The 11,667-nt window shown below is 53.7% G+C and carries 11 protein-coding genes; 1 reads left to right on the forward strand and 10 read right to left on the reverse strand.

What is annotated here, in order from left to right; genetic code table 11:
* Window positions 1-2: 2 nt before the first annotated feature.
* Together VEI96_04875 and hisH are read right to left on the reverse strand one after the other, a co-directional pair.
* The gene (locus tag VEI96_04875) at window positions 3-818 is read right to left on the reverse strand and encodes a hypothetical protein (GenBank protein HXX57313.1); all 816 of its coding nucleotides are present in this window, start codon (window positions 816-818) and stop codon (window positions 3-5) included.
* Between the two features lie 314 nt (window positions 819-1,132).
* Window positions 1,133-1,747: an imidazole glycerol phosphate synthase subunit HisH gene (hisH, locus tag VEI96_04880; GenBank protein ID HXX57314.1), complete on the reverse strand. Its 615-nt coding sequence runs from the start codon at window positions 1,745-1,747 to the stop codon at window positions 1,133-1,135.
* Between the two features lie 268 nt (window positions 1,748-2,015).
* On the opposite strand from hisH, the gene ilvA reads away from it, so the two are divergent.
* Window positions 2,016-3,203 carry a threonine ammonia-lyase gene (ilvA, locus tag VEI96_04885; GenBank protein HXX57315.1) on the forward strand — a complete coding sequence of 396 codons (1,188 nt, stop codon included), beginning with the start codon at window positions 2,016-2,018 and terminating at the stop codon, window positions 3,201-3,203.
* A gap of 30 nt (window positions 3,204-3,233) precedes the next feature.
* Here the strand turns inward: ilvA and VEI96_04890 are convergent, their stop codons facing one another.
* From VEI96_04890 to VEI96_04925, 8 genes are all read right to left on the reverse strand, one after another.
* Window positions 3,234-3,425 carry a hypothetical protein gene (locus tag VEI96_04890; protein ID HXX57316.1) on the reverse strand — a complete coding sequence of 64 codons (192 nt, stop codon included), beginning with the start codon at window positions 3,423-3,425 and terminating at the stop codon, window positions 3,234-3,236.
* Between the two features lie 326 nt (window positions 3,426-3,751).
* Entirely contained in the window at window positions 3,752-6,556 is a 2,805-nt protein-coding gene (gene glnE, locus VEI96_04895; GenBank protein HXX57317.1) for a bifunctional [glutamate--ammonia ligase]-adenylyl-L-tyrosine phosphorylase/[glutamate--ammonia-ligase] adenylyltransferase, read from the reverse strand.
* Window positions 6,557-6,581: 25 nt separating this feature from the next.
* On the reverse strand, window positions 6,582-7,445 hold the full coding sequence (locus tag VEI96_04900; protein ID HXX57318.1) for an ABC transporter permease: 864 nt from the start codon (window positions 7,443-7,445) through the stop codon (window positions 6,582-6,584).
* Between the two features lies 1 nt (window position 7,446).
* Complete coding sequence (locus VEI96_04905; GenBank protein ID HXX57319.1) at window positions 7,447-8,445, reverse strand: ABC transporter permease; 999 nt, start codon at window positions 8,443-8,445, stop codon at window positions 7,447-7,449.
* Complete coding sequence (locus tag VEI96_04910; GenBank protein ID HXX57320.1) at window positions 8,446-10,080, reverse strand: peptide-binding protein; 1,635 nt, start codon at window positions 10,078-10,080, stop codon at window positions 8,446-8,448.
* Window positions 10,081-10,336: 256 nt separating this feature from the next.
* The gene (locus VEI96_04915; protein ID HXX57321.1) at window positions 10,337-11,077 is read right to left on the reverse strand and encodes a hypothetical protein; all 741 of its coding nucleotides are present in this window, start codon (window positions 11,075-11,077) and stop codon (window positions 10,337-10,339) included.
* A complete protein-coding gene (locus VEI96_04920) occupies window positions 11,055-11,318 on the reverse strand; it encodes a hypothetical protein (GenBank protein ID HXX57322.1) in 264 nt (87 codons plus the stop codon). The genes VEI96_04915 and VEI96_04920 overlap by 23 nt, the downstream gene beginning before the upstream one ends.
* A gap of 13 nt (window positions 11,319-11,331) precedes the next feature.
* A partial coding sequence (locus VEI96_04925; protein ID HXX57323.1) for a hypothetical protein occupies window positions 11,332-11,667 on the reverse strand: 336 nt, incomplete at its 5' end.

The following is an 11,667-nucleotide window of genomic DNA, read 5'->3' on the forward strand; positions in this document are numbered from 1 at the left end:
CATCATTGCGATATCTTGCCCCTTTGCTGCCGAGTTTCCTTTGATGCTTCCTTCTGCTGCACTGCAGGCCAGTTGTCCAGATCATGAGCGATCTTGTGGCAGTCCCCGCAGATCGGGAACTTCACCATGAGGCCTGCCGGGTGGGGTGAGCCGTGACAACCCTGGCATTTCGGTATCATCCTGTGCTTTTCCTTATGGCAGAAGGCACATCCCAGGCTGGCATGTTTTGCTCCGCTCGCGCTGAGGAGGTCCAGGGATTGCCTATGGCATGCCCCGCAGTCTTTTGAAGTGGTGTCAGCCGCAAAGGTCACAAGGTTCGGGCTGTGCGCCTTGTGGCATTTCTTGCAGTCGGCTACGACCATTTCCGCCGAGTGCGGCTTGTGGCACTGTGTGCACTGAGGAAATTTGCGGTGAACACTGTGGCAGGTGGAACACTCAATGGCACTATGCCTGCTTCTGTTGTTCTTGAGTTCATCAACCTGCGCTGAATGGCAGGTGACACAGGTACCCTTGATGTCCGTAAAGGAAATGTTCAAGGGCGTGTGAGGATTTCTGTGGCAACCGAGACAGCCTTCAAGTTCGAAGTGAGCCTTCCTCGTCTTCAGATGGCATCTGTTGCAATTCTGGATCGCCTTTGTCGCGGTCGGCGGATGGCCCAGATGACATCCGATACACGGGACGGCCCTGTGCTTTCCTCCGGCGGTCTTTATCTCATCTGCCGCAGCTGCATGACAATCCTTGCAGCCCTCCTTCTTTTGCTCCGTCTGGGCCGAAGCCATGCCGGAGCAAACAAGGAACAATGCGATACTCAGGACCAACGCCCCTGCAGTCACAAGACCGCGGATCCTCGATGCCGCCTTTCTCCCCTCGTTAAGAGAAATTCCTAGATCACCCCCTGTCTATCCTGTCTCACTGATAGGGCCCACTTACCGCGAAAATCACCGTGATTATGCCATAGTTCCGCAAGCGAGTCAACAGTCAGGGGGGACTCAGAGAGGACCTCTGGTCACCGCCGTTCTTCATTCTCGCGTGCAGTAAGGTGTAACTCTTCCAATGGTCATCTGCGTTTTTCGAAGCAGCAGTTTTCGGCTTGCGTGTGCTTACTGACAGAAGAGAGACAGACGAGAGAGGTCTACGCCTTGCCGACGAATTCCCCGAAACCCTTCAGGATTTTCAGACCTAACTCCTGACTCTTTTCCGGATGGAACTGTGTCGCAAAGACATTGTCCTTCCAGACCATGGAGGTAAAGTCGCCTCCATAATCCGACGTTGCAGCGATGATGTCCTGGCTCTGAGGAACGACATAAAAGGAATGGACAAAATAGAAGTAGCCTTCATCGGGAATACCGTCGAAAATCGGGGGCCTCCGCACTATCTTCACGCTGTTCCAGCCCATGTGAGGCACTTTCAGCTCCGACTGAGGAAACCTCACTACCTTGCCCCTGAAGAGGTCGAGGCCCTTACAGACGCCGAATTCCTCCGACTCGCTGAAGAGTACCTGGAGCCCAAGACAGATACCGAGGAACGGTTTGCCTTTCCGGATTCCTGTGATGATCGAATCCGTGAGATTAGCATCGGTAAGGTTCCTGATGCAGTCTCTGAAGGCACCGACACCAGGAAGGACAATCCCCTTCGCATCATCGACGGATGCAGGGTCGGAGACGACCCTCGCATCAACGCCTACCTTCAGGAACCCCTTCTCGACGCTCCTGAGGTTACCCATACCATAATCAACAATGGCTATCATCTTCCCTCTTTTTTCAGTTATATTCTACCAGAGATGAGCTTACCGTTTCCTGGCACGCCGTTATGGCCAGGAGAAGAAACTCCATAGCGACGTTCATGGGAAGCCGCGGCGTTTGAATGAGAGAAAGGGAGGCTCCGGAGCGACGTGGAGAGAGGCCGTCATCGAGTACGAGAAATCGCTGTCGGTTTGTAATGGCGGCGGAAGAGCAGTATGATAGAAGAGAAGATTCAGGAAGAGATTCAGGACAAAGGGGAAGGACCGTGACGGGATGGTGACTTTAGAGGATATTCGTGATGCAGCTGCCAGGATCGGTTCCTTTGTCCATAAGACCCCTCTCATGTATTCGAGATCTCTCAGTGAAATGACCGGAACCGAGGTTTATCTCAAGGCGGAAAATCTTCAAAAAACGGGTTCATTCAAAGTTCGAGGTGCTTTCAATCGTCTCATTCAGAGCGAATGCGGAAGAATAATAGCAGCCTCCATGGGAAACCATGCCCAGGGCCTGGCCTATGCCGCAGGCAGACTCGGCATCCAGGCAAAGATCGTCATGCCGGTCACCGCCTCCCTCGCAAAGGAAGAGGCGACAAAGGGATATGGAGCTGAGGTTGTGCTTCACGGGGAAAGTTTCCGGGGCGCTCTCGATTACGCCCTTTCTCAGAAAGATTATCTCTTCATCCATGCCTTTGACGATGAAGGTGTCATCGCAGGTCAGGGGACCATCGGTCTCGAGATCATGGAAGAACTACAGGGGATTGACGTTGTACTCGTCCCCGTCGGCGGTGGCGGATTAATCTCGGGCATCGCTATGGCCGTCAGGGGCGTTTCCCCCGCGACAGAGGTAATCGGCGTCCAGTCCGAATCAGTACCTGCTGCGTCGGCATCCTTCAGCAAAAAAGAGATTACGGAGATACCCCCGTCGTCGACAATCGCCGACGGGATAGCGGTCGGCAGAGTCGGCGAGAAGACTTTTGCGATCATCGAACACTACGTTGATGATATGATCGTCGTCAGTGAAGACTCTATCGCGATGGCGATCCTCTTTTTTCTCGAGCGAAAAAAACTCGTTGTTGAAGGCGCAGGAGCGGTCCCTCTCGCGGCCCTATTGGAAAACAGGGAGAGATTCAGGGGCAGACGCATTGTCCTCGTAGTGAGCGGCGGAAATATCGATTTTACCCTGATAGACAGGATAATCCATAAAGGGCTCATAGCGAGCGGGAGGATCAGGGTCTTTGAGGTCATTGTCGATGATATACCGGGAACGCTCCATGCGCTGACCGGCGTTATCGCGTCCCATAGGGGAAATATCCTCGACGTCGCTCACGAAAGATTCACTGCCAAGTTGCCGGTGGGAAGGACGAGTCTGATCTTCACGATCGAAACGCGCGGGAAAACCCATGGGGAAGAGATTCTTTCAGACCTTGTCGGACGGGGTTTTCCGGTGAAGCAGAAGCTGTAGGTGCGAAGGCACGCTGTCGACTCCCGGGGCCTAATGCCCTTTCTTGAAGTGTATGATCTTCTTGAGGATACGCCTGAGTTTGCCTTCCTGTCGTATCGGATGCAGTGACGGATAGATAGTGATCCGACCATCTTTGGTTACCTCGTAACTCTTGTTCTCTCTATTCATCACGCTTCCGGGTGAGCGCTCGTTTCCTTTCACCGGCACCTCCATGAGAAGCACCGGCTCCCGTCTCATCGCAGAAGAGGAATGCAGCGAAATTTGGGCAGAGCCTGTAGCAATCGCTAAAGCAGTACGTCTCCATCCTGTCTATGCCCGGCACATACAACGTCTCAGATGCAGCGCATACTCCGATATAGCCGACCTTATAATAGGGACAACTCACTGCATTTTCCTTCGTTCTATTTTACTTTGTGGTTTCATTCCGATTTATCAGCAGAAGTCTGATTTTTTTGTCGGACATTTTCTCTATCCCCTATCGGTTTTTGTCTTACAGGTTTCCTGCTCGCGAGTGGAAGGTCTAATCACGGGAGGCTCACCCCATGAAATCATAGGAGGTTCTCGAAAATCTCTTTTACCCTCAGTCTCCGTTCTTTCAAGTTCCTGAAAAATTCCTTGCCGTCCCTGAATCCAATGACGTCGACGGCAAAGGAGACGACATCGGAGTCTTCCTTCAGGATCGGCTCATTGATCAATCTCTGGAGGGTTTCGAGGGTTCTGTAAAACATGTAGGTTTCCCTCATGAAACCGAGCGTATCCTTATCGATTACCCTGCTCGTGCCGAGTCGCCGTATTCCGTCGAGCGTGCGCTGCACCATGAGTTCCTCATGGTCGTGAAGATGGAGAAGCTGCAGGTATTGTACGGTGAATTCGAGCTCTTCAAGACCGCCCGGACCGAGCTTTATGTCAAATCCCTCCGCCTCTTTCGAGAGTACCCTCTGAATCCTGCCCCTCATCCCCTTGATGTCCTGGGGGGAAATCCCCGCACCTTTCTCCCTTAAGACTGTTCTCTTCATATCCATGAAGAGACATCCTGTGGCGCTGTCTCCGGCAACAGGTCTCGCCTTGAGAAGGGCCTGGAACTCCCAGAAATGTGCTGCCTTGAAGTAATAATCCCTGAACGCTGCTATGCTCGAAACGAGGGGGCCCTTTGAACCCTCGGGCCGTAGCCGTGCATCAACGCTGTAGGCCATTCCGTCCTGCGTGTAGGAGATGAGAAGTCTGATCAGTCTTTCCGCCGTTTTCACGTGAGTTTCCGCGACATCGGAACGGCATACAAAAATCAGATCGAGGTCGGAATTGAAGGTGAGCTCCCTTCCGCCTGACTTTCCTAATGCGATAACGGCCAGGCCGTCTGCCCCGGTTAAGGCATCGATTGAGACAGAAACGATCGCCTCCGCAATCTTGGAGAGCTCCCTGATGAGACGGACGATGTCAATCTTCCTGTCCAGAAACATGATACCGAGTCCTATCTCGCCCATCTGCTTGAAGACCCGTACGGACTCTGCAAGAGACCTGCCGGACAAAATCATCCCCCCCAGTTCTTTCTTCAGAGAGAGAAGAGACTTCTTCGTAAACATCTCCTGCCCGAGGAACTCGAGGTATTCCTTACGTTTTGTTATCATCTTCGCCAGATACTCACTCCGGGAGAAGACGTGAATGAGAAGAGGAATGAGCGTTCCCTTCTGCGCAAAGAGATCGAGGTACGATTCCTCGGAAGCGAGGAGCGCTGCGAAGACCTCGAGGTTGTTGACGGCCGCATCGGGGTTGCCGCATCGTAATGCCTCCTGAAGAAATGCGGGGAGTATCTCGCCGAGAAGCCTCTGGCCCCTCAGGGTCTGGAAGGAGTGCATACTCTCGTTCATGTGACGGATATTCCTCACAACCTTGTCCTTGTCCCTCAGTGGGTATCCGGCAAGGAGTCCCCTGAGCTCATCATCCGACAGTTCTTCGGAGAACGGAAGGAAGGCATCTCCTCCTTTTTCGAAGTCCTTCGGTCCCTTCTCCACAAAGAGAGAGTCATATATCCTCCGCACCATCATGCGCCTCTCTTCGAGATCGGAGAGAAAGGACGGTCCGTCGGGAAGCCCCATCTTCCTTCCGACGAGGGCGAGTTCATCCCCTCCCGACGGGAGCGAATGCGTCTGAAGATCATTGAGCTGCTGCAGCCGATGTTCAAGCGTCCTGAGGTACCGGTACTCTTCGGATAGGGTAGCATAGTCTCCGGAGCCGATGAGGCTCTTCTGGAGGAGTCGATGCAGGCCCTTCAGGGTACTCCTTTCCCTGAGCAGGGGTTCCCTCCCGCCGTAAATCAACTGGAGTGCATGCACAAAAAATTCTATCTCCCGGATACCGCCATGCCCCCGCTTGATATCGTCCTTCTTAAAGGTCTCATCAATCTTTGTCTTCATCTTCCGTATCTCGTCGATGGCATTGAAATCCAGGTATTTCCTGTAAACAAAAGGCCTGACCGTTTCAAGGAATTCCCTCCCGAGCGTTGGGTCGCCTGCTACCGGCCGCGCACGCAGGAGAACCGCCCTCTCCCATGCCCTGCCCCAGGACTCGTAATAAATTTCGTATGCGGGCAGCGACATCGCGAGGCTCCCCCGCTGGCCCTCCGGTCTGAGCCTCAGATCGACCCGGTATACAAAGCCCTCTTCCGTATTCATCGCCAGCACTCTGTTCAGGCCCTCTCCGAGCTTGGAGTAAAATTCATGGTTGCTTATTCTGTTTTTCGCAACTCCGTGCTGCGTTATGATGCCGCTCGTCTCGCCGCCCTCATGACCGTAAACATAGAGGAGATCGATATCTGAACTGAAATTCAGCTCGTTCGATCCGAGTTTTCCGACTGAGATAATCGAGAAGGCGTCCTGTTCGGGTTCGCCGTAGGTCTCCTTTATCTGGGCCGTGAGGGCCTTGAGCGCCTCTTCGAGAATCGCTTCGGCAAGAACGCTCAATTCCTGCATGCTCTCGACAATGTCAGACTTGCCCGTAATGTCCCTCAGGGTAATGAGGAGGAGCATCCTCTTCTTTTGGCTCCGCAGAATGCGCATGAGACCTTCCCCTGACAAAGGCGACGCGAGGCCCATAGCCCGCCGCAGGGACGCAAGGACCGTTTCCTTCTCGACAGGCTCATGTATGGCGACGAGGGCATCGAAGAGCGCCTCAGGCTCCGATGACGCAAAATTCGCGAGAAACTGGCTGATACTGAAAAGGAGGGAAACCGGCCTCAGATGCGATGCGAGACGGTCGGAGTATTCAGGATTTACTTCACAAAAGGAGAGGAGATTCTTCAGCGCCCTCTCGGGATCCGGAGTTGCAGAAGCAGCGTCTCTTAATTGTTCCTCCCTCATCCATTACCATGATACACAATCGGCCTCACCTTTTCTTCTCCCCTTGCCAGAGTCTCGGGTCTATCGAGTCCCTTATCCCTTCACCGAGGAGATTATAGCCGAGCACCGTAACGAGAATGGCGAGCCCCGGGAAGACCGAAAGCCACCAGGCTATCTCCATGTTGTCCTTGCCGAGGGTGAGGATATTGCCCCAACTCGGGGTCGGCGGCTGGACGCCGATGCCGAGAAAGCTCAGGGCCGATTCAACGAGCACCGCCCCGGCTATGCCGAGGATTGCGGAAACGAGAACCGGGGCCATGCTGTTTATCATGATATGTCTGAAGATAATGCTGAGGTCGCTCGCCCCGAGCGCCCTTGCGGCGAGGACAAACTCCCGCTCTTTCAGTGAAAGGAACTCGGCTCGGACAAGCCTTGCCACTCCCATCCACATCGTCAAACCGATGACCGCCATGACGTTCCATATGCTCGATCCGATGAAGGCGATGACCGCAAGGATGAGGAAGAAGGTCGGGATCGAGAGCATGATATCGATAAACCTCATGATGACCCTGTCCGCCCACCCGCCGTAATATCCGGCGAAGGCGCCGAAGAGCACTCCGATTACCGTCGCTATGCCGACCGCGACGAAGCCGACGGCGAGTGATATCCATGACCCCCAGATCATCCTGCTTAAGACATCCCGTCCGAGGTCATCGGTCCCGAAGAGATGCCCTTTCCCGGGCTGCTCCAGGATATGTTTCCTGTCGATTTCATCCGGATCATAGGGAGAGATGATCGGCGCGAGGACGGCGATGACAAAGAGGGCCAGGACCGTTATTCCGCCTGCGAGCGCAAGCTTATTGCTCCGGAATCTCTGCCAGAAGAGATTTCTCAGCTTTTTATTTCCCATGCTACTTCGCCCTTATCCTCGGGTCGGCTAACATGTACCCGATATCTGCGAGGAGGTTTCCGAGGAGGGTCAATATCGCGCCGATCGTCAGGATGCCCATGACCATGGGGTAGTCCCTTGTCATGACGCTCATGTAAAAGAGCTGACCCATGCCGGGGATGCCGAAGATGTTCTCGAAGATCACACTCCCGCCTATCAGACCACCCACACTGAGGCCCATGAGGGTTATGATCGGAAGGAGTGCGTTTCTGAAGGCATGCCTGTAGATGACCGTTCTTTCATTCAAACCCTTTGCCCGCGCCACGGTGATATAATCCTGCCTTATCACCTCGAGCATGCTCGACCTCATGAACCGTGAATCGGCTGCGAGCCCTCCGAAGGCAGAGACGAAGACAGGAAGCATGAGATGTTTCGCTATGTCCCAGGTCTTTCCGGCCAGCGAGAGTGAGCCGTAATGCATCGACTTCAACTGCGAAATCGGAAGCCAGTGAAGGTGCACGCCGAAGAGGATCATGAGGAGGAGTGCGAGCCAGAACGAGGGCATCGCGAACCCGAGGAATACCGTCGTTGTCGTTATCTTGTCATAGAGGGTATTCCGATGCGTCGCGGAAGAGATTCCGATCGGTATCGCGATGAGGACGATGATGATCATCGAGATGAGGTTGATCATGAACGTGATGAAGAGCCTCCTCTGGATCAGGGGCTGTTTCCTGTCCCATATCCTCTCGATGACCGGCCTCCTGTCGGAAGAAAAAGAGTCGCCGAAGTCGAGACGGGCGATCTTCTTCAGCCAGAGTCCGTACTGGACAACAATCGGCTTGTCGAGGTTGTAGAGCTTTTCGAGTCTCTCCCTCGCCTCAGGGGTAATCTTCGGGTTCAATTCGGTGAATATGTCCGTCGGTTTGCCCGGGGCGAGATGGATGATGAAGAACGATATGATGGTAATCCCAAAGAGCGTGGGGACCATCTCGAGCAGCCTCTTCATGAGATACGTCAACATCTAAGGCTCGATCCTGTGGCGCTGCAGATTCTCCGGCACATACCACTTCGGCAGATTATAGGTTATCCCTATCGGCGATGCCTTTATGCCCCTGAACCTCCCCTGCACGATCGTCGTGGCATCCGGTACGTAGAGGAAGATATAGGGAAGGTCTTCGGCGAGTATCTCCTGTATCCTGAAGTACGCCTTTTTCCTCGCCTCTATATCGAACGTCCTGCGGCCTTCCTCAAGAAGGGCATCCACCTCGGGATTATTATAGCCGACAAAATTGAATTCCTTCTCCTTTGTCTTTCCCGAATACCAGATATCATACTGGTCCGGGTCGGGACTGATGGCCCAGCCGAGTATCACTGCCTCGAAGCGCCTCTTGTCGATAAACTGATTCACAAAGGTGGACCATTCGAGGGCCCGTATATCTACCTTGATCCCCACCTTCGCGAGCCGGTACTGGATAATCGTCGCCGTATTCATCCTGAGCGTGTTCCCCATATTCGTGAGTATCGTGAACCTGAAGGGCCTCCCGTCCTTTTCGAGCATCCCATTACGGCCTTCCTTCCAGCCCGCTTCCTTGAGGAGCTGCTTCGCCTTATCAGGGTTAAACTCATACTTTTTCACGTTCGGATTGTACGGCCATGTGTTCGGAACATAGGGGCCTGTCGCAACGCTGCCGAGCCCGTAAAGCACGACTTCAACGATCTCGCTCTTGTCGATCGCGTACGCCATCGCCTGCCTCACCCTCCTGTCCTGAAAGAAAGGATGCTTGAGATTCAGGCCCATGTAAGTGTAGACGAACTGGGGATAGCGGAACTTCTGAAAATTCTCCTTGAAGTATGGGGTATCTGTCTGCTTCGTGTATTGGAGCGGCGTCAGACCCATCATGTCTATGCCGCCGGCCCGAAGCTCAAGGAACATCGTTGCAGGGTCAGGTATCACCCGGTAGACATAGTGATCGATATAGGGTCTTCCCTCGAAATAATCGTGATTCGAGTCGAGTATGACTTCCTGACCGGATATCCACTGTGAGAACTTATAAGGCCCCAGACCGATTGGGTTCCTGCCGAATTCAGCCTTCGTGATATCCTTGCCTTCGAGGAGGTGCTTCGGGAGTATCACGAGATTGCCCCATGATGTGAGAGCGGGTGCGAAGGGCTTCTCATAGGTAACCCTGAAGGTATACTTATCGAGCACCTCCGCCTTCTTGACCTGCTTAAAGTCTTCGCTATATGCGGTCGGCGTCTTCTCATCAACGATCAATCGATAGCCGAACATCACATCATCGGCGGTAAATTCGGAGCCGTCGGTCCACTTCACGTTCTTCCTCAGGTGAAAGGTGATGACGAGACCGTCCTTCGAGATCTCCCAGGATTCCGCGAGGTCGCCGATAACACTGAGGTCGGTGTCATACTTGACGAGTCCGTTGAAAATCAGCCCCGCGACACTATGCGAGGCGTTGTCGCCCGCGAGCATCGGAATGAGAATGGTAGGCTCTCCGATAGAACCTTCAACGAGAGTATCGCCGTATGCGGGGACGGAAGAACCGTCTTCAGGTCCGGAACGGACGACCGTTGGATGCTTATCGCCTTTGCATCCCGCAAGGGCTATTAACAGGAGAAGGACAGAAAGGGCTTTCTTCATCTCTTCCGGATGATGGCGTGCATTCTCTGCGTGCAAGAAAGCATAGAGCTATTATACAGGAATACGGCCCAAAGCTCGAGTTCAGGCAACTTCCTCTGGGCGGCAACTATTTGCAGGAAGGCAATTTAGGAGGCAGGCGCCGCATTCTTGGGTTGGGTAAAACCGGAGGGGCGACTGCGGCGATACCCGCAATCGATACGAGGGAAGAACGCGCGCCTCAGCTGATCTGAGGCGCGCGTCAACCGTAAAACTCTTCCTAGCCGACTTTTGTCGCGCGCCAGGTTCCCGATTGCCCGTTCGTGGCTGACCATGTGCCGGTTATATTCGTCGCGGTGGCATCCGCCGTCCCTATGAAGATATTCGTCGTGACTCCATCGGCGCCGACCCATGAAAAGATAAGATTCAGATTGCTCACCGTGCCGGTAGCCGTAATCGTCTCCCCCTGCAGTGTCACAGTAATACTATTGCCTGATTGTGTAAATGTGGCGAGACTCGGTCCGACCTCTCCGGCTATGCCTGTGGTCGTTACGAATACATTCCAGTTACCCGCAACGGTGGCGGTAAGAATATTCGGGTTATTGATGAGCGCGTTCCACGTTCCCGACTGAATGGTCTGTCCCCTGAGACTCGTCCAGTTGCCCGACATCGTGGCATTAGCCTTCACCGTGCCCTCGTAAGCATAGGAGGTTCCATCGATCCCGGTCCAGGAAAAACTGATATTCACGCCGGTGACAGTGCCTGTGACAGCCAAAGCCTGCGTCTGGCCGGCCGGCACTACGGTCCCTGAAAGGGTGCTTTCCGATGTCGTAAACGTATAGACATCAGGTCCCTGCAGTCCGGCCGTTCCGGCTGTTGTATGAAAGATCAACCAAGTGCCCGTAACGTTGAATGTCGGTAGAGACCCCCCTCCTCCACAGCTGCTGAGGAAAAGAGGTAGGGTGAGAGCAAAGAATAGAAAACAAACCCTGAGCGCCTTACTCGTGAAAAGTTTCTTCATAAAAAACCTCCTCATGATACTTTTGTCTCTCTGCAACAGGCCCTATGAATACTACACTTATTATCCCATCCGATGCAACTGATCTCTCCGTCGCTCTCCGTTTGCTACCCTGGGAAAAAAGAGACGCCTGGAACGACCCGGAGGGGTGGATCGTTCCAGGCAGTCGGGGGAAGTTCATGAACTTTGAGTCGAGTCGCCGCTGAATCACACTCCCCGAATCAAAGGGATTCTTATCCTTCATCCCTGCTTGAGAACTATTTGCTGCTCTCTTCGTGCTCTCGTCTCTTCTTGTGTTTTGCGACGATCATTTCATACTTCTCAAGCTGCTCAGGACGCAGGATCGCCCGGACTTTATCCTGAGAACGCGCCAGGATCTCTTCAATCTGAGGTCTGAATTGCCTGCGCACATTCCTCATTTCGGCGCGTGTATCTTTCACGATGATGCGTAACTGCTCGACCTGAGCCGCATCGAGATGCAGCTCATGGCTCAGCCTCTGGACGATGAACTCCCTCATGCTTTTCGGTTCATCGGCCAGGATGCGTTCGATCCGCTGCTGATAGATACCATGGGTCACAAGTGCACCCGCCAC

This window comes from Thermodesulfovibrionales bacterium (assembly GCA_035622735.1).
Taxonomy (GTDB): Bacteria; Nitrospirota; Thermodesulfovibrionia; order Thermodesulfovibrionales; family UBA9159; genus DASPUT01.